Raw genomic sequence first — 20,708 nt, 5'->3', positions numbered from 1 at the left:
AGGACCAGGCGGGCCGCGTCACCAGCAGCTGGAACGTCTACTCCTACGTCCGCGTCGCCAACACCAACTCCGCGACCACCGACATCACCGCCATGGCCGACGCCCTCGTCCAGCGCAGACTGCTGGCCAACAACGCGTATCTGACCAGCGTCGAGGCCGGCACCGAAGTCTTCCGCGGGAAGGGCAAGCTCAGCAGCAGTTCCTACTCGGTGAACGTCGGCTGACCACCCCCGTCCACTCCTCCACTCGCACTTCGTCATTTCCCGCTGGTCAAAGGAAACCTTCCGAGTCCAACCGGCTGACGGTCCCTCAGGAGCCGGTTCCGGGAAGCCGTCATGGACGGCGGGCCAGGGCGTCCATGCTCGGCGCACGATGGCGGGCCCTGTCCTGAGCCGCTGGAGTGTCAAGCTCGGAAACCGGTTCCTCCGGTTGGGCGGACGGTTCGGCCGGGCCGAGGCCCGGCGCCGGATGCGGGATCGTATCCGGCGTCTGCTGGGCCCAGCAGGTCACAAGAACCGCCGGCAGCCGGCCTAGTACGCCGGTCACAACGACCCGTACAGGACGCGCTCGGCGCCCCGGACGGCATCCTCGTCGTGAACAACACCGGATTCCTCGCGAAGGGAGTCGTCTCCGCCGGCGTGCAGCAGAAGTACTCCGGCACAGCCGGGCGGACCGGAACACTGCCGGATCGGGGCTTCGCCGCCCACGCCTTCGGACGAGAGCGGGCGCCGATGGACCGGGAGTTGCATCCGCCCAGGTCGCGGACGAACGACCCGGGCAGAACCGAAGCCGCCCGCATCCGGCTTCGCCACCAAGGGAGCACTCGCCCACACCCTGATTCCGCGGGCGCTAGGAGCCCGGGTCAGTAACGGGAAGACTTTCAGGGTCTCGCCCCTCGGCTGCCTGGCTCGACGAGACACCTAACGTGTCGGAGAAAGTTGACATGTCGGAGTCTTCCGCCGCATTGCGGCGGGCATGACGGTAGTGGATGTGTTCAGGGCTCTGGCCAATCCGGTGCGGCGCGGGTTACTGGAGGCCCTGCGGGAGGGTCCGCGGGCGGCCGGTGATCTCGCCGGCCAGTTCGCACTGAGCAGGCCCGCGGTGTCCGAGCACCTGGCGGTGCTCAGGAAGGCTCGGCTGGTGCGAGAGGAGCCGCGGGGGCGGCATCGCTCCTCATTCCTGCAGGTCAGGTGGCCAGCTCAATCGGGAATTTAAAGAGGACCTGTACGGGCGCTCGGCTTCGCGGGCATCGCGGTCCTGGTCGGTGTCTTCCTGATCGTCAACACGTTCTCGATGCTGATCGCCCAACGCACCCGCGAGCTGGGCCTGTTGCGCGCCCTCGGCGCCGACCGCAAACAGGTGCGGCGCTCGGTGCTCACCGAGGCGCTGCTGCTCGGCCTGATCGGTTCGACGCTCGGCCTGGCGGCCGGAATCGGACTCGCGGCCGGGCTGATCAAGCTCATGTCCGCGTTCGGCATGAACCTCAAGACCACGGAGATGGTGGTGAGTTGGCCGACTCCCGTGGCGGCGTACGTCGTTGGTGTCGGCGTCACCTTCGTCGCCGCGTATCTCCCGGCCAGGCGGGCCGCGACCGTCTCTCCGATGGCAGCCCTCGCGGACGCCGAAGTCGCCGGTGTGGGGCGGCCGTTGAAGGTGCGGGCGGTAGTGGGTTCGATCGTCGGCGCGACCGGCGTGGCCGCGCTCGCGGGCTGCGCCGCCGCGACGAAGACGGCTTCGGCCTCCTCCCTCCTGGGGCTCGGGATCGTGCTGACCCTGATCGCGACCGTGATCGCGGGCCCGCTCCTGGTCCGCCCGATGATCCGGGTGCTGGGCGGCGCCTTCCCCGCCCTGTTCGGCTCGGTCGGCCGGATGAGCCAGCGCAACGCCCTGCGCAACCCGCGCCGTACGGGCGCCACCGCGGCGGCCCTGATGGTGGGACTGGCCCTGGTCGGCGGGATGTCGGTGGCGAGCGCCTCCATGTCCAAGTCCTTCGACCAGCAGATCGACAAGACCCTGGGCGCCGACTTCGTGATCCAGAACGGCAGCTTCGTGCCGTTCTCCAAGGAGGTCACGGACCATGTGCGCGCCACCGACGGCGTCGGTCTCGTCGTACGCGCCCGGTTCGCGCCCCTCGCGGTCCGGCTGCCGGACGGCAGGCGGGTGGAGACGACGGCCGCCGGTTACGACACCCCGCTCGACGATGTCGCCCACATCAAGTACGCGCAGGGGAACACCACTTCGGCACTCGCCGCCGGGCACCTCGCCATGGACGTCGACTTCGCGAAGGACCACAAGGTACGGCTGGGCAGCGTGCTCCCCGTCGAGTTCCCGGGCGGACGCACCACTCGCTTGACGGTGGGCGCGCTCAGCGACCAGGACTCGGCGGACGGGTTCGGAACGCAGGGCGGGCTGTTCTTCGGGATCGCCACGGTCGAGAAGTACGTCCCGAACGGCCAGGACTCCGCGCTGTACGTGAACGCCGCCTCAGGCACCGGCGCCGACCAGCTCCGCAAGGCGCTGGACACGACACTGAAGCCCTATCCGCAGGTACAGGTCCGCGACGAGGCCGACTACAAGAAACTCGTCCACGACCAGATCGCCGTACTGCTGTATCTCGTCTACGCGTTGCTCGGACTGGCCATCGTCATCGCGGTGCTCGGCGTGGTCAACACCCTTGCCCTGTCGGTCGTCGAGCGCACCCGGGAGATCGGGCTGCTGCGCGCGATCGGACTCGGACGACGCCAACTGCGGCGGATGATCCGGCTGGAGTCGGTGGTGATCGCGGTGTTCGGCGCGGTTCTGGGCCTCGGGCTCGGCCTGGTGTGGGGCGTCTGCGCGCAGCAAGTCCTCGCCCTCCAGGGCATGAAGGCGCTCGCGGTGCCGTGGACCACGATCGTCGCGGTGGTGATCGGCTCGGCGGTGGTCGGCATCGTGGCGGCCCTGCTGCCGGCGCTGCGCGCGTCGCGCATGAACGTGCTGGCGGCGATCGCCCACGAGTGATGGAATCGCGACGGTCGTTCTGAAATCCCCCGCTGCTCAGGAGAGTTCATGCCGCGCCCGTTCCGCTTCGGAGCCAGTCTGCTCACGTCCGCGCCCGCCGACGAGTGGCGCGAGAGATGCCGACGCGCCGAGGAACTCGGCTACGACGTGATCCTGGTCCCCGACCATCTGGGCATGGTCGCGCCGTTCCCGGCACTGGTCGCGGCGGCGGACGCGACCGAACGGCCACGGGTGGGCACGTTCGTGCTCAACGCGGGCTTCTGGAACCCGACTCTGCTGGCCCGCGAGGTCGCGACGACCAACGACCTCACGGGCGGACGCCTCGAACTCGGCCTCGGCACCGGCTACATACAGGCGGAGCACGACACGGCGGGGCTGCCCTTCGGTTCGCCGGGGGAACGGGTGGACCATCTGCGGCGCACCGTCGAGGAGTTGGCACGGCTGCTGGAGACCACGAAGACACGGGTACCGCTGCTCCTGGGCGGCAACGGCGACCGCATGCTGCGCCTGACCGCCGAGCACGCGGACATCGCGGCGTTCACGGGTGCGCGGCTGGTGCCGGGCGACACGGAGGGCAAGCTGGCGCCGGTCGACTCCACCGAGTTCGGTCAACGGGTCGCCCGGTACCGGGAGTTCGCGGCCGAGCGGGCGGAACCCGCCGAACTCAACCTGCTGATCCAGATGGTGGCGGTGACGGACGATCCCGCGGAGGCGCTCCGGCCGCTGCTGGACCGTCGCCCGGACCTGACCCTGGAGCAGGTGCTCGACCTCCCCGTGATGCTGGTCGGCACGCTGGACCACATCGCCACGAAGCTGCGTGCGCTGCGCGACGGGTACGGGTTCTCCTATCTCACCGTGCTGGAGCCGTACCTGGAGGCATTCGCGCCGGTCGTCGAGGAACTGCGCCGAAATCCGCTCGCCGCACCAGCCGGCCCTCTGCTTGGCTCGTCCCATGAGTGATCTTCATATCCGCAGCGCGGCCCCCTCCGACATCGACGCCGTGCTGGCGTTCTGGCGCGAGGCCGCCGAAGGGACGAGCATCAGCGACGACCGCGGCGGTGTGGCCCGGCTCATCGACCGGGACCCGGACGCGCTGATCCTCGCGGAACGCGACGGGCGGCTCGTCGGGTCCGTGATCGCCGGCTTCGACGGCTGGCGCTGTCACCTCTACCGGCTGGCGGTACATCCGGAACAGCGTCGCCGGGGCATCGGCTCGGCGCTGCTCACGGCGGCCGAGGAGCGGTTCGTGGCGCTGGGCGGGCGGCGCGGGGACGCCATGGTGCTGGAACGCAACGAGACCGGGCAGCATGCCTGGCGCGCGGCGGGGTACGTACGCGAGGACCACTGGCGGCGCTGGGTGAAGCACCTCACCACCTGATCGCTTTGCTCATCCTTTACCATTGGCGGACGACCCGGAACTTCTCCATCTCCTCGAAAGGTGTGAGCGTCCGCCCATGGGCGAGCCTCCCAGTACGCGACATCGCGCGAACCTCCCTGCCCTGTCCGATCATGGGACGGAGGTGACCCGATGACCGAAGTGCTTCTGCTGCTGGTGGCGATCCTGCTCTCGCTCGCCTGTGGTGCCTTCGTCGCGGCCGAGTTCTCGCTGACCACCGTCGAGCGCGGCGAGCTGGAGCGCGCGGTCGAGCGCGGCGAGCGCGGCGCCTCGGGCGCCCTGAAGGCCGTACGGAATCTGACCTTCCAGCTCTCCGGCGCGCAGCTCGGCATCACGGTCACCAACCTGGTCGTCGGCATGCTCTCCGAGCCGTCGATCGCCGCCCTCATCGCGGGTCCCCTGGAGTCGTTGGGCATCTCGCACTCGGCGTCGAAGTCCGTCGCGCTGGTGCTCGGTACGGCGCTGTCGACGGTGTTCCTGATGGTCGTCGGCGAGCTGGTGCCGAAGAACTGGGCGATCTCCTCACCCCTGGCCGTCGCCAAACGGGTGGGCAACGCGCAGCGCTGGTTCAGCGCCGCGTTCCGACCGTTCATCAGCCATCTGAACAACACGGCCAACCATGTGGTGCGGGCCTTCGGCCTGGAACCCGCCGAGGAGCTGGCCTCCGCGCGCGGACCGCAGGAGCTGGCCGCGCTGGCCCGGCACTCCGCCAAGCAGGGCGCCCTGGAGCCGGACACCGCCGAACTGTTCGTCCGGACCCTGAACCTCGCCGACCTCACCGCGGAGAACGTGATGACGCCCCGCGTCCAGGTCGTCGCCCTCGACACCCAGGCGACCTGCGAGGACGTGGCCAACGCGACCCGGGCGACCGGCCTGTCCCGCTTCCCGGTCTACCGCGGCAGCCTCGACGACGTCGTCGGCACCGTGCACATCAAGGACGTCCTGGCGGTACCGGCGGACCAGCGGGCCCGCTTCCCCCTCTCCGACGTGCTGCGCGAACCCCTCCTGGTCCCCGAGTCCCTCACCGTGGACCGCCTCCTGGACCGGCTGTCCGGCAAGCGCACGATGGCCGTCGTCATCGACGAGTACGGCGGCACGGCGGGGGTCGCGACCCTGGAGGACATCGTCGAGGAGGTCGTAGGAGAGGTGCGGGACGAGCACGACCCGCACGAGACGCCCGACCTGGCATCGGCGGGGACGGACGACGAGGGCCGCACGCTGTACTCGGCGGACGGCGCCGCCCGCATGGACCAGCTCGCGCGCGTCGGGCTGCGGGTGCCCGAGGGGCCGTACGAGACGCTGGCCGGTCTGGTCGCCACCGAGCTGGGGCGGATTCCGGAGGTCGGGGACACCGTCGAGGTCGCCGGGTGGCGAATCGACGTGGTGGACGCGTCGGGGCGGCGGGCCGCGCGGCTGCTGCTGCACGCGCCGCGGGCCGCATCCGGTCCTGACTCCGGTTCCGATTCCGACTCCGCGAAGGGGGAGCTGTGACCGCCGTACAACTGCTGATCGGGTTGGCGACGCTGGTCGTCAACGCCTTCTTCGTGGGCGCCGAGTTCGCGCTGATCTCGGTGCGCCGCAGCCAGATCGAGCCGCACGCCGAGCAGGGCGACCGGCGCGCCAAGAGCGTGTTGTGGGGTCTGGAGCACGTGTCCGTGCTGCTGGCCGCGGCCCAGCTCGGCATCACGCTGTGCACGCTGGTGCTCGGTATCGTCGCCGAGCCGGCGATCGCGCATCTGCTGGAACCGGTGTTCCACGCGGTCGGCGTCCCGGAGAGCGCGGGCCATGCGGTGTCCTTCGTGATCGCGCTGGCCGCGGCGACCTATCTGCACATGCTGCTCGGCGAGATGGTGCCGAAGAACATCGCCCTGGCCGAGCCGGTACGCAGCGCTCTGCTCCTCGGACCGCCGCTGGTGACGCTGTCCCGGGCGCTGCGCCCGGTGATCTTCACGATCAACGCGTTCGCCAACACGCTGCTCAAACTGCTGCGTGTCGAGGTCAAGGACGAGGTCACGGCGACCTTCTCGGACGCCGAACTCGCCCGGATCGTCAGGGACTCCGGCGCGGCAGGTCTCATCGACGAGCGCGCCCGGGAGCGGTTGAACGACGCGCTGGAGCTCGGCAGCAGACCGGTCCGGGACGTCGTACTCCCCCTCGAACGCGTCGACTACGTGGTCGCGGGCATCACTCCGGCCGAGCTGGAGGTGCTGTCGGCCGAGTCCGGGTTCTCCCGCTTCCCAGTGGTGGACGCCGAGCGCCGCATCATCGGCTACCTCCATGTCAAGGACGCGCTCGACGCCTCGCCGCGCGACGAGCCGTTCAAGGTGGAGGACATGCGCTCCATCGCGAACATCCGGGAGAGCACTCCCATGGACGACGTCCTCACCGCGATGCGCAGCGGCCGTACGCACCTCGCGGCGGTCCTCGACGAGGAGGGGCGACTGACCGGTCTTGTGACCATGGAGGACGTGCTGCGGGAGCTGTTCGGGCAGCGGACGTGAGCCCGGCCCCTGATCGGGGAGGGGGACCGACCGGCGGGTATGGACGCGGGATATCATCTTCGTCGCCATGCAGACGAATCCCACGCACACCAGCCTGGTCGCGATCGGCGACTCCTTCACCGAGGGCATGTCGGACCTGCTCCCTGACGGCACCTACCGGGGCTGGGCCGACCTCCTCGCCGGGCGGATGGCCGCCCGGACGCCCGGCTTCCGGTACGCCAACCTCGCCGTACGCGGCAAGCTGATCGCGCAGATCGTCGAGGAGCAGGTCTGCCCGGCGGCGGCCATGCAGCCCGATGTGATCACGCTGGTCGGCGGCCTGAACGACACCCTGCGCCCCAAGTGCGACATGGGCCGGGTGCGCGCGCTGCTGGAGGAGGCCGTGGAGCGCCTCACGCCCGCCTGCAAGCAGCTGGTGCTGATGCGCAGCCCCGGCCGCCAGGGCCCGGTCCTGGAGCGCTTCCGGCCGCGCATGGAAGAGCTCTTCGCCTGCGTCGACGACCTCGCCGACCGGCACGGCGCCCTGGTCGTGGACCTGTACGGCGCCCCCTCACTCGCCGACCCGCGCGCGTGGGACGTCGACCGCCTCCACCTCACGGATGAGGGCCACCGCCGCGTCGCCGAGGCCGTATGGCAGACCCTCGGCTACGAGGCGGAGGACCCGGAGTGGCGCACCCCGATGCCGCCGACCCCGCCCCCGAACTGGACCGCCCGCCGCGTGGAGGACGTCCGCTTCACCCGCCAGTACCTCCTCCCCTGGATCGGCCGCCGCCTCACCGGCCGCTCCTCGGGGGACGGCCGGACAGGCGCGCACTTTAGCGCCGAGCTGGGCAAAGCCTTCTGGGTCACCCCTGTGGACCACACAAACCCTGGCCCTGTGACGGACTGGCGACGGGTGGGGCCCTGACTCCGAGCCTCGCCCGGATGCCATGCATCGATTGAACACGGAGCCTCACCCGCACGACACCTGCAGCCGACAGACCGACGTCACGCCGCGAGTCGTACCGCATCCTGAGCGAGGACCTGCGTCCTGTCGACCTCAACGACCGGCCGCCTGTAGCCACCTCCAGGGCAGCAGCCAACGCGGCTAGCTCGGCGGCGAGTTCCCACGAAGTCGACACGAAAGAGAACGCCCCCAGCTCGGGAAGATCCGTCAGCCGGAAGCCGATTCGCACTTCCGGCGTCGGTCCGCGACCTGCCCGCCACACCGGTTGTGGCAGACCTGCAAGTCCCGGAGGATTCACGCTCCGGCGCACGGCCTACGAAACCTGCAGGGAGCGGCATCGGCGGTAGCTCACCGGACGCCGACACAGTCGGTGACCCGGGCGCTCTCCAGAAGCCGTATGCGTGCCGATCGTGCTCGAGCCGGCGCCGAGGACGATGCGCCGTAGTGCGCTCATGACGTGCTCCCTTCCCGGGGTGTTCGATGGTCGGCTCGTGGAGCGAGCGGTCATACCGCGCGGTGGTGGGGCGCCAGGGTGGCGTGGATCTGGTCGCGGATGTCGGCGAGGACGACTTCGTCGCTGCGTTCCAGGTACACGGTGGCGGTGGTGCTGATGTGGATGATCGCGGTGATCACCCGCGCCAGCGTTGCCGCGTCGGCGGCGCCGATGTGCGCGTCGCGGGTGAGCAGGCCGGTGACGCCGTCCTCGAGGCGGCCGGCAAGGGCCAGGCCCGCTTGCCGGTAGGGCTCGGTCGGGTCGCCGAAGACGAGTTCGTGCAGGTATGTGCGGCCGTTCTCGATCTCTTCCCTCAGGCACTCCACCACGGGACGGATGAGGGCGACGACCGGCTCCAGGGCGCCCTGTCCGGCGGCGGCGTTCGCGGCGGCGAGGCCGGCGTCGATGGCGGCGGCGAACTTCTCGTTCTGCACCATGATCAGCAACTCGGCCTTCGTGGACGCGTACAGGTAGAGGGTGCCGATCGCGACGTCGGCCCGGTGGGCGATCTGCTGCGTCGTGACCCCGCTGACGCCGTGTTCGGCGAACAGCTCACGGGCCGCGGTCATGATGCGCTCGCGCTTGGCCTGTTTGGCCCGCTCGCGGCGCCCGAGCGGCATGTGGCCGCGTCCCATGGGGCCTCCCTTGACAATAATTCTGAGTACACTCATAGTTGAGCGTACTCGGATTGACCGAGCGGGGCGAGACCCCGGAAGTCGCGTCGAATTGGCCGACCCGGTCTCAGACCTGGATAAATAGGATGAAGGCAAGGAGTGGCGCCCCATGAGAGCGTTCGTCGTCACCAAGTACAAGGAGCCGCTACAGGAGGCGGAGGTCCCCGAGCCCACCGTGGGAGAGCACGACGTGCTGGTCCGGGTGGAGGCCGCCGGGCTGAACCCGCTGGATGAGAAGATCCGCGCCGGTGAGTTCAAGCAGATCCTGCCGTACAAGCTGCCACTGATCCTGGGCAACGACGTCGCGGGCACCGTCATCGGAGTCGGGAAGGCGGTTCGCGGCTTCAAGCCCGGAGACGAGGTCTACGCCCGGCCCGCCCAGGACCGCATCGGCACGTTCGCCGAGCGCATCGCCGTCGCGGAGGGCGACGTGGCGCTCAAGCCCGCCTCGATCAGCATGGATGAGGCAGGCTCGCTGCCACTGGTGGCGCTCACGGCATGGCAGGCGCTGGTGGAACGCGGGAAGGTGCGGCCCGGGCAGAAGGTTCTCGTCCACGCCGGCGCCGGCGGGGTCGGTTCGATCGCGATCCAGCTCGCCGCACACCTCGGTGCGAGCGTCGCCACGACCGCCGGCGGTTCCAACGCGCACTTCGTGCGCGCGCTCGGCGCGGACACGGTGATCGACTACCGCACCCAGGACTTCGAGCAGCTCCTGACCGGCTACGACCTGGTGTTGGACGGAATCGGTGGGGAGAACCTCGAGAAGTCCCTGCGGGTGCTCAAGCCTGGCGGTAAGGCCATCGGGATCGCCGGTCCCCCGGACCCCGCGTTCGCCCGCGAGGCAGGCCTGAACCCGCTGCTGCGCCTTGCGGTCGCCGGCCTGAGCCGCAAGATCCGCAGGCAGGCGAAGAAGCTCGGCGTGACGTACGAGTTCCTGCTCATGCGCGCCAGCGGCGACCAGCTCCGCCACATCACCACCCTCATCGACCAGGGCGTGGTGCGCCCGGTCGTGGGAAAGGTGGTCCGCTTCGACCAGACCCCGCAGGCGCTGCAGTCCCTGTCCCAGGGCGGCATCCGCGGCAAGGCCGTCATCGGCAACAGCTGACCCGCCGCAACCGCGACGGGTGACACAACACGCACAGCGACACAAAACACCCGAGGAGAATCCGTCATGAGCAGCACCGGCACCCCGAACGAAGCCGTCATCACCTCCTACGCGAAGGCCCCGGCCCGCACCGTCAGCGCCGGCGGCGTCACCTACGCCTACCGCGAGCTGGGACCGAAGGGCGGCATCCCCGTCGTCTTCTTCGTCCACCTCGCCGCGACCCTGGACAACTGGGACCCCCGCATCGTCGACCCCGTCGCGAAGGGCCGTCACGTCATCGCCTTCGACAACCGCGGTGTCGGGGCATCCACCGGCCAGGTGCCGGACAGCGTCGAGGCGATGGCCGACGACGCCTACACCTTCATCAAGGCGCTCGGGTACGACAAGATCGACGTCTTCTCCTTCTCCCTCGGCGGCATGGTCGCCCAGGCCCTGGTGGTGAAGCACCCCGAGCTCGTCCGCAGGCTCGTCCTCACCGGCACCGGGCCCAAGGGCGGCAAGGACATGGACAAGGTCGCCAGAATCACCTACTGGGACATCCTGCGTGCCACCCTGACCCGCTCGGACCCCAAGGAGTTCCTGTTCTTCAACCGCAACGCCACCGGCAAGGCGGCCGGGCGCGCGTTCGTCAACCGGCTCAAGGAACGCACCGTCGACCGCGACGCGGACATCAAGACCAAGGCTTTCCAGACACAGCTGAAGGCCATCAAGAAGTGGGGGCGCTCCACCCCCGACGACCTGTCGTCGATCACTCAGCCCACCCTGATCGCCAACGGCGACAACGACCGCATGGTGCCGTCGGTCCTGTCGGAGGACCTGCACCGGCGCATCAAGGGCAGTGAGCTGATCATCTACCCCGACTCCGGGCACGGCGGCATCTTCCAGTACCACGACCGGTTCGCCCCCGTGGCGGTCGAGTTCCTCGCCTGATGACAACCGCTTGACCAGGAAGAGAAGGGCAACACCATGAGCACGTCACCGGCCGTCGCACCCCCGGAAGTGAAGAAGCCCCTCACCTCCTCGATCCTGCTGTGGGTGCGGACCGACCAGCCCCGCCAGACCGGCATGGACCACTGGAAGGGCCCGCACTCAGGGATCATCTCCGCCACCCCGGGCCTGGAGGAGTACCGGCAGATCCACCTCGCCGAGCACAACCCGGGCCGGTGGCCGGCCATAGACGGGGTCCAGACCGCGATCCCCGCCGACCGGAAGATCGACGGAGTCGCGGAAGTCACCTTCCAGTCGGCGCTTGCACCCCTGAAAGGGCGCAAGCAGACGAAGCTGGCCTACGCCGACGAGATCAACGTGTTCCGCCGCACCCTGTTCTACGCCGGCCCGCCGAACTCATCCCGCTGGTACGACGTCGCAGGCCCCGGACAGACGGTCGGTGCCCGCGCTCTGATCTACCTGCGCCGCAGAGACGGGATCGGCGCCGGCGCCTTCCGGAAGTTCGTCAACGAGCAGCTCGCTCCCGCGCTCGCCGGCACCGGAGTGCTGAAGGAACTGCGCACACAGACGTTCCTGCCCTGGATCGAAAAGCTCTGGGACACCCCGGACGTCGCCCACGACAACCCCCACGACCAGCACTTCCACGCCTCCCTCAGCCTCGGGTTCACCGACACCGCAGCACGGGACGCCTCCTTCACCGGCCAGGTGATCCAGGACCTGTCCGACCGGCTGACCCCGCAGGTCTCCGCGATCCACGCCTACGACGTCACCGCGGCGCTCACCTACGTCAAGAACGGCGAGATCCTCCCGCACTACGAGGAGTGAGCGGCGCGGGCGAGAAGCGGACCGTCGGATCTGCTCAGCACCCGTGGCGGCGGGAACGAGCTCGCCCTCGATCTGCGCTACGCCAGTCGGGAGGAGGCGATCTTCGGACAGCCCGAGGTCGGCAGCGGACTGCTGCCCGGCGGTGGCGGCACCGAACGCCTCCCCCGCGCCGTCAGACGCGACCGCGCTCTGGAAGCCATCCTCACCAGCGACGACTACGACGCCGACACCGCCGAGCGTTGGGGCTGGGTCACCCGCGCCCTCCCCGACAGCGAACTCGACGCCTTCGTCGGCACCGTCGCCGCCCGGCTCGCCTCCTTCGACCGCACCTCACTAGCCTCGGCCAAAGCCCAGATCAACCGGGCATCCCTGCCTCCGGACGCGGACCTGGTCGCCGCGTACGGCGAGTTCACCCACTCCCTCGCCCTCCCCGGTTTCCTCACCCGGGCCGCCGGCACGCAGGCCGTCGCCGAACAGGCCGGCATCGACTTCGAATACCGTCTCGGGCACCACATCGGCGTCGCCAACCAGCAACGCTGACACCCATCAGAAAGCGAGCACGTACGCAGCCAACGCCGTGTACGTCCTCTTTTGCCGCAGGGCCCACCTGATTTCCGACGTCTTCGGCACCGCGGTTGACCGGTGCACCAGCATCACGGGCGAATTCGAACGCGTCGGCGCCCTCTCCGGGCCACGGGCCGATTGGCCAGGACTCACCACGCAGTGGCGCAGCCTGTACCCGCCGACACTGCTGCGGGTGGCGTTCGGGGCAGTGCCCTGGCGGTCGCTGGACGAACTGCACCGGTTGATGCGCGGACGAGTGCGCGCCGAGCATGGCCCGACCGAGCTTCACCGACACCGACCGGGCCGAACTCACGGTGCCTGCCACCGCCTTGGACCGTGGTCCTACAGCCGCGATGGTCTGTCACCACGGTGGTGCCCCGCTGCTGATCGGGCTGCCGGCGGATCGACCGCCGATCTCATCCACGGCTCGACGGCCGCGACGGTGCACCCCTTCTCGACACCGGTCGGCCAACCGTTCGAACGCGATGGATCACGGGGTCCCGGCGTGAAGAGATCACGTCGGGACCGAGGAACAAGCTCAGGCGTCCGTGCTGTGCAGGTCCGGGTAAAGCACCTCGACCGGGCCGCTCAGAGCCACCTTGACCCCCTTGGTCAACTCGTCGGCCAGGACCTCGTATTCTCCGGCCTCGACGGCGTCGTAGACCGTCGTCACCAGCTGCGTCGGCAGCATCTTGGGTCCGTCGGCGTGCGCGGCCATATCGGTGTCGACGTAGCCCATGTGCACACCCGTCACGTGGACGCCCATGGGTGCGAACTCGATGCGCAGCGAGTTGGTGGCCGACCACAATGCGGCCTTGGACGCGCTGTAGGCGCCGCCGAAGGCATACCAGCTGGCAACGGAGTGCACGTCGATGAGGATTGACCCCTTCTTGGCGGCGAGGACCGGTGCGAAGGCGCGGGCGAGGAAGACCGGTCCGAAGAAGTTCGTCTCCATGTTCGCCCGGATGTCCGCCTCGGTGACGTCCAGCAGGCTCGCGCTCGGCGGGATGGCGCCCGCGTTGTTGACGAGCACGGTGACATCCGCCGCGGCGGCGACGGCCGCGTCGATCGACGCGCGGTCGGTGACGTCAAGGGTCAGGGGGACGATGCGTTCGTCGTCCCAGGCGCGGGGGGAACGGGCGGTGGCGTAGACCTTGACGGCGCCGCGAGCCAGGGCCTCGTGGACGAAGTGGGTGCCGATACCGCCATTGGCGCCGGTGACGAGGACGACTGCTTCGTTGAGGGAGGGCATGGGTGTTCCTTCGGTCCAAGGGGATGTGAAGTGCGTGGCGCTGCACGGATGGAGCGACGACTCGTCACCCCGCCATGGGAGAATGAGCGCAGCCGTATTCGAGCCCACGCGGTACTGACTGCAATCATAACTGATTGCAGTCATAATCTATTCCTGGAGGACACCGTCATGCCTGTCGCCCCCCGGTCGGTCGGACGGCGCGAGCGGAACAAGCAGGAGAAGTTCGACCGCATCGTCGCTGCCGCCACTGAGCTGTTCGCCGAACACGGCATCGATGAGGTCACGACCCAGCAGATCGCCGACAAGGCCGACATCGGCACCGGGACCCTGTTCCTTTATGCCAAGACCAAGGGCGAACTCCTCCTCCTTGTCCAGAACGCCAAGTACGCCGAAGCACTTGAGCAGGGCCGGGCAGACGCCGAGGCCGTCCCAGGCGTGCTGGACGCGGTGCTGGCGATCGTCCGGCCGATCGTGGAGTGCAACCGCACCCAGATCGACAACGGACGCACTTACCTCCGAGAGATGGTCTTCGGCGACCCCGAAGAGCCCCGGCACGGCGCGGCACTCGCCATCGTCGCGCAGACCGAGGAGGCCATCGCCGCCGTGCTGCGCCGAGACGAGCAGGTCACGGAGGGCGACGCCGCGACGCTGGCACACATCGTGTCCGCCGTGATGTTCCTCAGCACGGCGGCGAGTGTGAACATCACCTTGAGCGTCGAGGAGATCGTGCAGGACATCCGGGGGCAGGTCGACGTCCTGCTGCCTCGCTGAGGCGCGGCCCAGCCCCAGCCCCAGGCCCGGGCCCGGGCGACCATCCTGTGACCCTCGGCTACGTCATGGCCCGAATCCATAAATGGCAGGTCATCCGGCCGCTGCTGCCCATTCCGGCATGGCCCGAGGGGTGGGCGGGCGGCCGGAGGGCTGGCGCCACCGCGTGCTGCTGGGATTCCGGAGATTGCCTACCTACGTGGCGTAGAGCCCCCGTCGCACAGTCTCTGGCCCCGGGGTTCCAGGGCGAGGCCCGCGTGGAACGGTCAGGGCCTTGTGGGTCGATTCCAGGATCTTCTCCGGCAGTTCCGTGCCCGCCGTGGCGCGGGCGAGCAGGATCGCGCCGACAAGGGTGGCCACGACGGGAAGGCCGTCGTTGGCGTCGGTGGACATCCACGCGGCGAACGCGGTCGGCACCAGCGCCTCGACCGTGTCGAGAGCCCTCAGCCATTCGTCTCGCCCGTCCGCGTCCGATGCCGCGAGCATGAGGTGCACGTTGTTGTAGATCACGTCGCCTGCGACGACCAGGCCCAGGTCGGGCACGTGCAGGCAGGTGGTCTTGTCGCTGTCGGTATGTCCCAGGCGGACCGGGCGGACCTCCGCCCCGCCCACGGTCAGGACCTCGCCCTCGAGCGGTTCGGCGAGTACGAGTCGCTCAGGGATCTGCTCGGGGAACCAGGCGCGCCAGACCGCTTTGAGGACCTCGGGCGAGGACTGGTGGGCCATGTCCTCGACGACCTCTGGCAGCGCGAAGGCGCGCGCACCGGGGTACTGTTCCAATAACCGCCCTGGACAACCCTGTTCACCGGGCTGAGCCCGTGTCAGCTGAGCAAGCAGCTCGCTGCGCTGCGGCGTGAGGGTGCGGATCCGGTGCGCAAGGGCCGGCCGTGGAGCCTGCCGCTGGAGGACCGAGTGCTGCTGGTCGCCGTCTGCCGGCGGACGAACCTGACCCTGCGCCAACTGGCCGTGCTCGCCTGTCGGGTCCTCGAACCCGACCAGTGGTGCAGCCGCTGCGGTGGCGAGGGGACCGTGCGTGACACGGTGACCAGGCGGCTCGCACGCGAGCCGCTCGGCTGGCGGCCCACGACGTTGGCGGTCACGATCCGCCGCTGCATCGCGTGGTCCCTGTCACTCGAAGTCCCGACAGCCGACGACAGTCGCCGACCGGTCTCGTGTCGCCGAAAGAGGACGGCGATCACAGCGATCCGGATTTCCCTCAGCCAGGACCTTCTGCGTTTTCGAGCTTGGCCCAAATCCGGGTGATGGCAGCAATGTCATCGTCGTCGAGGGGATCGACAAAGTACTTCTTGACCGAATCCTCGAAAGTTCGTCTGACCGACTCGGCGAAGTGCCGTCCGCTTTTGGTGAAGCTGATGAGCGACACCCGCCCGTCGCCTTGGTCGGCGCCACGCTGGAGGTGCCCGGCATCGATCAGATTCTGGACCAACCGTGATGCTCGAGTGGGGCTCACGCTGACAAGTTCGCCAGACAGAACTCGAACCGACTGAGGCTCGGTTTCCAGGAGCCAGCACAGGATTTCGACGGTACTGAACGAGATCTTGTGCTGGTCCATCAGCGCGGCGTCGATCCGCCCGGTAACTGTGGAGTGGGTGAGCAGCAGCGCAAACCAGCCCTTGACTTGGTCCGGGGAAATGATTCGCGGTTGCGACACGGGTGCCTTCACACCCAGCAGCATACCCGGAAACTGAGTGCCCTCCCAGTTAGGTGCGCGCGCACGCATCTGATACGGTGAGCGTGTAGTTGCGAACGGGAGAACAGTCCCGTCTGCGGAGCGCTTCGCACAACCAGCGCGTACTCGCCGGCCCCCGTGCCCCGCAGGGTCCGCGCACCGTTCGGCCGTTCGGCCGACAGAAGGATGAAGGTCAACATGCCCAAGCTTGATGGCAAGGTCGCCGTGATCACTGGAGCAACCTCTGGGATGGGGTTGGCGACGGCCAAGCTGTTCGTCGCCGAAGGCGCCGAAGTGTTCATCACCGGACGAGACAGGCGCAGGCTGGATGAGGCGGTCGCCTCCATCGGCCACAACGTGACGGGCGTACAGGCGGACTCGGGAAATCTCGACGACCTGGCTCGCTTGGCCGAGACCGTGCGGGAGCGTCACGGACGAGTCGACGTCCTATTTGCGAGCGCCGGCCTCGGATCGGTTTCGGACCCGCTGGGAAGCATCACTCCGGATACGTTCGATGCGCTGGTGGGCGTGAACTTCCGCGGCACTGTGTTCACCGTTCAGTACCTGCTGCCGCTGATGAACGACGGTGCGTCGATCATCCTGAACGGCACGACCAGCGCGACCAAGGGCATTCCCGGTGCCGGGGTCTACTCGGCGAGCAAGGCCGCCGTGCGTTCACTCGCCCGCACCTGGGCCGCGGAGCTGAAGGTCCGCGGCATCCGGGTAAATGTCGTCAGTCCCGGTTCGATCGACACCGCGCTCTTCAGCACCGTATCCCCCGAGATTCGGGAGCAGATCACCGCCGCCATCCCGCTGGGACGGCTGGGAAGCAGCGAGGAAATCGGCGCTGCCGCGCTGTTCCTGGCCTCCTCGGACGCCAGCTTCATCACCGGCGCAAACCTAGTCGTCGACGGCGGGTTCAGCCAGATCTAACAGCGAGCGACGACCAGAGAAGCGCCTCATGTCGGCGCTCCGACCTAACCGCACCAGGGGCAGAGAGAATGAGCAGTAACGAGCCCTCCAGGGCCCCCGCGTCTCAGTCGTCGCGAAAGCCGACGCAGCGCAATCGACGGTTCCACACAATCCGCACCACGAGCGACGGTGGATGGCTCTGGGCGTCGTCGTCACCGCCCAGACCATGACTCTGCTGGATGCAACTGTCGTGAACGCGGCGTTGCCTTCGGCGCAGGCCGACCTGGGCTTCTCTGACGCCAACCGGCAGTGGGTCATCACTGCACGTGCCGGCGTTCGGCAGTTTGCTACCGCTGGGCGGCCGGCTCGCCGACGCGTACGGCCGCAAAACCATGTTCATCGTGGGACTGCTTGGGTTCGCGATTGCCTCCGCCCTCGGCGGCGCGGCCCCGCGGCGGCACCAGCCTTCACCACGAGGCCGGCCAGGCCGAGCCTCTCGACGAAAACGTCAACGCCCTGATCTGACAACACGCCGTGGGCGACGACGTCGCGCGTCGCGGCTGACCACACACGAACGACTGAAGGAGACGTCGATGCCTGACTATGGTCATCCCCTGCGTTTCGCAACATTCATCGGTCCCACGAACTCCCCGGCGGCCCGTCCGGTCGAGTTGGCGCAGCTCAGTGAGCGGCTCGGTTTCGACTTCGTGACCTTCCAGGATCATCCCTACCAGTCGAGCTTTCTCGATACCTGGACTCTGCTGAGCTGGGTGGCCGCGCGGACCGAGCGCATCGGTCTGTCTGGCAATGTGCTCAACTTGCCGCTGCGTCAGCCCCCCGCCGTACTCGCCCGGGCAGCCGCCAGCCTCGACCTGCTCTCCGGTGCTCGGATCAGCCTCGGGCTCGGGGCCGGCTTCTACTGGGATGCGGTGCAGGCGATCGGCGGACGTCGATTGACCCCCTTGCAGTCAGTGGCAGCGTTGAGCGAGGCGATCGACGTGATCCGCGGGGTGTGGGACGCCGACGGGCCCGGACGACTGGATGTCGACGGGGAGTTCTATTCGGTCCACGGCGCCGAGCGCGGACCCGCGCCCGCACACGCGATCCCGATCTGGCTCGGAGCCCACAAGCCGAAGATGCAGGGCCTGGTGGGACGTAAGGCCGATGGCTGGTTGCCGTCGCTGCCGGTCATGGAGCCAGGCGGCCTCCAGAAGGGAAACGCGATCATCGACGACGCCGCGCGGGCCGCTAGCCGCGACCCCCGCGAGATCACCCGGCTGCTGAACATCTTCCCGAGTCAGCAGACTGCGGAGGCACTGGCCCAGATGGCCGTCGAGGACGGTGTCAGCGTCTTCATCCTGGCCAGCGACGACCCGGACGTACTCGAACGCTTCGCCGCGGAAACCATCCCCGCCGTACGCGAACACGTCGCTCGCGAACGCTCTTAGCACTCCGCCCTGCGCGGCCAATGCTCTCGACGCAGCCCACCACACCGGCAAGACCCCTAACCCAGCAGTTGATCGACAGGCAGCAAAGGAAAACGTCATGACCACCATCAGCATCATCGGCTCGGGCAACATGGCCACCGCCATCGGCACCCGGGCGGCGAAGCACGGCCACACCATCGAGCTCATGAGCCGCAACACCGGCAAAGCTCAGGCGCTGGCCGACCAGATCGGCAATGGAGCCACCGTCGGCGTGTTCGGTGCAACGCCGGCAGGTGACATCGTCATCGTGGCCGTCCCGTACACCGGTGCAGTCGACGCGGTCATTCGCTACGACGGCGCGTTGGCCGGCAAGATCCTCGTCGACATCTCCAATCCCTTCAACACCGACGCCGACGGACTCGCGACCAACTCAGGCCGCTCGGCGGCCCAGGAGATCGCCGCTGCCGCCCCCGAGGGCACACCGGTCGTGAAGGCGCTGAACTCGATATTCGGCCACGTCCTCGCTCACGACACGCCCCTGGACGCGTTTCTTGCTGGCGACGACGCCGAGGCGAAGGCCCAAGTCGCGGCGTTTCTGACGAGCATCGGCTTGCGGCCTCTCGACGCCGGAGGGCTCCAGATGGCGTCGGTCCTCGAATGGACCGGCCTCCTGCTGATGGGGCTTGCCCGCCACGGCGCCGGCTTCGACATCGCCCTCGGCGCAGAAGTCAACTGAACACATGGCTGTCTCGGCTGCCCCGTGCTGATCGGGTGAGGTAGATGGGCGGATGTGTCACTGGTACGGCCTCTGTGATTCGAGGGCGCCCGGTGTCCAAGGACGTCGTTCCTAAGCGTTGTCCCGTGAATGATCTACGACGTGCTCGTTGAACTGCCGGCTTCTTCGCCACCTGGCGACGGTGAGGTTGTGCAGGCAGGCGATCCCGCGCATTGCGTGGTAGACACCGTCGCCCTTGAGGCGGCAGTCGCGGAGGCTCTTCCAGGTCTTCATACGGGCGAAGGTGTGCTCGACGCGGGCGCGCACCTTGCGGTGTGTGGTGTTGTGTTCCTCTTTCCAGGCCGGGAGTTGGGCTTGGAGGGTTCGCGGCGGTGCGGGATGACCAGGCCGGGTCCTCGGTAGCCGCCGTCCGCGATCATTGTGGTCCTGCCGACGGCGGTCTTGGTTGACCAGGCCGACGGGCAGGTTCTTCATGTAGCCGGCCGGGGCGATGTTGGCGCCGACCTACAGCACGGCGGACAGCAGCGCGAGAACGCCGGTGATCTCACCGCTGGCGATCCACAGGGGTTTCGCGCGCAGCACGCGGAAGGGGTGAATTCCATTCATGGCTTACTCCGGCCTGGACAACACAGCTACATCGGGAGAAGACCGGACGGCACCAGCGCCGGATCGGGAACCTGCAGACTCAAAAACCTTCGGCACACGAAGGCAACAGTGGATCACGGTCTCGGCCGCCCCCCACGGGGAAACCGATCGATTTCCCACTAGTGGTAAACCGATCGCTTTCGTTATTCAAATCGACCTCCGCAGTCTCCTGGAAGGCCCCGTCCCGAGCACGGGCTGTCGGCATCGAGGTGGCCACGCCGGCCCGGACCGGGCTCAGGGTGTTCTGGTGCTCCTGACCGTCGGCTCGCGGCGTGTCACGCGGCCACCCGCGCCGATCACCGCCGACCGGCGCTCTTCAGTGGCGTGGTGGATCGGTGTGTGAGTCGCTCAGGGGCAGCCCTGTTCCGCTGTGGCGGATGGCGATGATCTCGGCGGCGATGGACAGGGCGGTCTCCTCGGGTGTGCGGGCGCCGAGATCGAGGCCGATGGGTGAGTGAAGGCGGGTCAGTTCGGCTTCGGTGAGGCCGACTTCGCGGAGTCTGCGGTCGCGGTCCTGGTGGGTGCGGCGGGAGCCCTTCGCGCCGATGTAGGCGGCCGGCAGCCGCAGAGCCGTCTCCAGCAGAGGCACTCCTACAGCGCCTCAGGTCGTCGCTGCGGCAGACGATGGCCACAAGCACGGCGCCGCTCGCACTCCTTGCGCGCGACGAAGACGCACGCGTCCTCACCCTCTCGACAGCGAGGACCCCCCTCGTGCCGGACCTGCGCGGACGGACGCTGGCATGCTGGTGCGCGCCGCTGCTGTGTCATGCCGGGGTGATGGCCGAGCCGGCGAACTCGGGCCGGTGACGGAGGTCTCGTAGCTTCC

General features: G+C 68.6%; 19 protein-coding genes and 8 pseudogenes. 20 read left to right on the top strand and 7 right to left on the bottom strand.

Annotation, left to right across the window (positions count from 1 at the left end):
- From OC490_RS33980 to OC490_RS33945, 8 genes and pseudogenes are all read left to right on the top strand, one after another.
- A partial coding sequence (locus tag OC490_RS33980; protein ID WP_410099209.1) for a GH12 family glycosyl hydrolase domain-containing protein occupies nt 1-224 on the top strand: 224 nt, incomplete at its 5' end.
- A gap of 751 nt (nt 225-975) precedes the next feature.
- The gene (locus tag OC490_RS33975) at nt 976-1,215 is read left to right on the top strand and encodes an ArsR/SmtB family transcription factor (RefSeq protein WP_262061856.1); all 240 of its coding nucleotides are present in this window, start codon (nt 976-978) and stop codon (nt 1,213-1,215) included.
- An 18-nt stretch (nt 1,216-1,233) separates the two neighbouring features.
- Nucleotides 1,234-3,000, top strand: a pseudogene (locus OC490_RS33970) (ABC transporter permease); the annotation flags it as partial.
- A 48-nt stretch (nt 3,001-3,048) separates the two neighbouring features.
- Nucleotides 3,049-3,960, top strand: a complete 912-nt coding sequence (locus OC490_RS33965; protein WP_262061855.1) for an LLM class F420-dependent oxidoreductase — start codon at nt 3,049-3,051, stop codon at nt 3,958-3,960.
- A complete protein-coding gene (locus tag OC490_RS33960) occupies nt 3,953-4,378 on the top strand; it encodes a GNAT family N-acetyltransferase (RefSeq protein ID WP_262061854.1) in 426 nt (141 codons plus the stop codon). The genes OC490_RS33965 and OC490_RS33960 overlap by 8 nt, the downstream gene beginning before the upstream one ends.
- Before the next feature lie 150 nt (nt 4,379-4,528).
- Complete coding sequence (locus OC490_RS33955; RefSeq protein WP_262061853.1) at nt 4,529-5,887, top strand: hemolysin family protein; 1,359 nt, start codon at nt 4,529-4,531, stop codon at nt 5,885-5,887.
- Nucleotides 5,884-6,897, top strand: a complete 1,014-nt coding sequence (locus OC490_RS33950) for a hemolysin family protein (protein WP_262061852.1) — start codon at nt 5,884-5,886, stop codon at nt 6,895-6,897. Before OC490_RS33955 ends, OC490_RS33950 begins: the two co-directional genes overlap by 4 nt.
- 67 nt (nt 6,898-6,964) lie before the next feature.
- Nucleotides 6,965-7,804 carry an SGNH/GDSL hydrolase family protein gene (locus tag OC490_RS33945; protein WP_262061851.1) on the top strand — a complete coding sequence of 280 codons (840 nt, stop codon included), beginning with the start codon at nt 6,965-6,967 and terminating at the stop codon, nt 7,802-7,804.
- Between the two features lie 543 nt (nt 7,805-8,347).
- Here OC490_RS33945 and OC490_RS33940 read toward each other — a convergent pair.
- The gene (locus tag OC490_RS33940) at nt 8,348-8,971 is read right to left on the bottom strand and encodes a TetR/AcrR family transcriptional regulator (protein ID WP_262061850.1); all 624 of its coding nucleotides are present in this window, start codon (nt 8,969-8,971) and stop codon (nt 8,348-8,350) included.
- Between the two features lie 148 nt (nt 8,972-9,119).
- On the opposite strand from OC490_RS33940, the gene OC490_RS33935 reads away from it, so the two are divergent.
- The 4 genes and pseudogenes from OC490_RS33935 to OC490_RS33920 form a co-directional block, all read left to right on the top strand.
- Nucleotides 9,120-10,115, top strand: a complete 996-nt coding sequence (locus OC490_RS33935) for an NADP-dependent oxidoreductase (protein ID WP_262061849.1) — start codon at nt 9,120-9,122, stop codon at nt 10,113-10,115.
- Nucleotides 10,116-10,181: 66 nt separating this feature from the next.
- Nucleotides 10,182-11,045 (top strand): alpha/beta fold hydrolase, encoded by an 864-nt coding sequence (locus tag OC490_RS33930; RefSeq protein WP_262061848.1) that lies wholly within the window; start codon nt 10,182-10,184, stop codon nt 11,043-11,045.
- A gap of 36 nt (nt 11,046-11,081) precedes the next feature.
- Complete coding sequence (locus OC490_RS33925; protein ID WP_262061847.1) at nt 11,082-11,888, top strand: strictosidine synthase; 807 nt, start codon at nt 11,082-11,084, stop codon at nt 11,886-11,888.
- A 30-nt stretch (nt 11,889-11,918) separates the two neighbouring features.
- Nucleotides 11,919-12,200, top strand: a pseudogene (locus tag OC490_RS33920) (enoyl-CoA hydratase/isomerase family protein); the annotation flags it as partial.
- A gap of 21 nt (nt 12,201-12,221) precedes the next feature.
- Here the strand turns inward: OC490_RS33920 and OC490_RS33915 are convergent.
- Together OC490_RS33915 and OC490_RS33910 are read right to left on the bottom strand one after the other, a co-directional pair.
- Nucleotides 12,222-12,422: a hypothetical protein gene (locus tag OC490_RS33915; protein WP_262061846.1), complete on the bottom strand. Its 201-nt coding sequence runs from the start codon at nt 12,420-12,422 to the stop codon at nt 12,222-12,224.
- Nucleotides 12,423-12,990: 568 nt separating this feature from the next.
- Entirely contained in the window at nt 12,991-13,704 is a 714-nt protein-coding gene (locus OC490_RS33910) for an SDR family oxidoreductase (RefSeq protein WP_262061845.1), read from the bottom strand.
- Between the two features lie 168 nt (nt 13,705-13,872).
- Between OC490_RS33910 and OC490_RS33905 the strand changes: the two genes are divergently transcribed.
- Complete coding sequence (locus tag OC490_RS33905; RefSeq protein WP_262061844.1) at nt 13,873-14,475, top strand: TetR/AcrR family transcriptional regulator; 603 nt, start codon at nt 13,873-13,875, stop codon at nt 14,473-14,475.
- A gap of 192 nt (nt 14,476-14,667) precedes the next feature.
- On the opposite strand, the gene OC490_RS33900 is transcribed toward OC490_RS33905, so the two are convergent.
- Complete coding sequence (locus OC490_RS33900) at nt 14,668-15,252, bottom strand: hypothetical protein (RefSeq protein WP_262061843.1); 585 nt, start codon at nt 15,250-15,252, stop codon at nt 14,668-14,670.
- Between the two features lie 18 nt (nt 15,253-15,270).
- Here OC490_RS33900 and OC490_RS33895 point away from each other — a divergent pair.
- A pseudogene (locus tag OC490_RS33895) lies at nt 15,271-15,444 on the top strand (IS5/IS1182 family transposase); the annotation flags it as partial.
- Nucleotides 15,436-15,582, top strand: a pseudogene (locus tag OC490_RS33890) (ISL3 family transposase); the annotation flags it as partial. The pseudogenes OC490_RS33895 and OC490_RS33890, both read left to right, overlap by 9 nt.
- 106 nt (nt 15,583-15,688) lie before the next feature.
- On the opposite strand, the gene OC490_RS33885 reads toward OC490_RS33890, so the two are convergent.
- Nucleotides 15,689-16,156 (bottom strand): MarR family winged helix-turn-helix transcriptional regulator, encoded by a 468-nt coding sequence (locus OC490_RS33885; RefSeq protein ID WP_262061842.1) that lies wholly within the window; start codon nt 16,154-16,156, stop codon nt 15,689-15,691.
- 204 nt (nt 16,157-16,360) lie between these two features.
- Here OC490_RS33885 and OC490_RS33880 point away from each other — a divergent pair, with 204 nt between their 5' ends.
- The 4 genes and pseudogenes from OC490_RS33880 (at nt 16,361) to OC490_RS33865 (ending at nt 19,237) form a co-directional block, all read left to right on the top strand.
- Nucleotides 16,361-17,095, top strand: a complete 735-nt coding sequence (locus OC490_RS33880; protein WP_262061841.1) for an SDR family NAD(P)-dependent oxidoreductase — start codon at nt 16,361-16,363, stop codon at nt 17,093-17,095.
- Between the two features lie 172 nt (nt 17,096-17,267).
- Nucleotides 17,268-17,523, top strand: a pseudogene (locus OC490_RS33875) (MFS transporter); the annotation flags it as partial.
- Between the two features lie 144 nt (nt 17,524-17,667).
- Nucleotides 17,668-18,522 carry an LLM class flavin-dependent oxidoreductase gene (locus tag OC490_RS33870; RefSeq protein ID WP_262061867.1) on the top strand — a complete coding sequence of 285 codons (855 nt, stop codon included), beginning with the start codon at nt 17,668-17,670 and terminating at the stop codon, nt 18,520-18,522.
- Nucleotides 18,523-18,619: 97 nt separating this feature from the next.
- A complete protein-coding gene (locus tag OC490_RS33865) occupies nt 18,620-19,237 on the top strand; it encodes an NADPH-dependent F420 reductase (protein ID WP_262061840.1) in 618 nt (205 codons plus the stop codon).
- Nucleotides 19,238-19,348: 111 nt separating this feature from the next.
- Here the strand turns inward: OC490_RS33865 and OC490_RS33860 are convergent.
- A pseudogene (locus OC490_RS33860) lies at nt 19,349-19,680 on the bottom strand (transposase); the annotation flags it as partial.
- 436 nt (nt 19,681-20,116) lie between these two features.
- A pseudogene (locus OC490_RS33855) lies at nt 20,117-20,471 on the bottom strand (XdhC family protein); the annotation flags it as partial.
- Between the two features lie 119 nt (nt 20,472-20,590).
- On the opposite strand from OC490_RS33855, the pseudogene OC490_RS33850 reads away from it, so the two are divergent.
- Nucleotides 20,591-20,689 (top strand): annotated as a pseudogene (locus tag OC490_RS33850) (DUF4326 domain-containing protein); the annotation flags it as partial.
- Nucleotides 20,690-20,708: the final 19 nt, after the last annotated feature.

Origin of the sequence: Streptomyces sp. STR69 (assembly GCF_024519455.1) — a bacterium.
Lineage (GTDB): Bacteria > Actinomycetota > Actinomycetes > Streptomycetales > Streptomycetaceae > Streptomyces.
The sequence above is the reverse complement of the archived record's forward strand: the minus strand, read 5'-3'. Positions and strand labels throughout refer to the sequence as shown.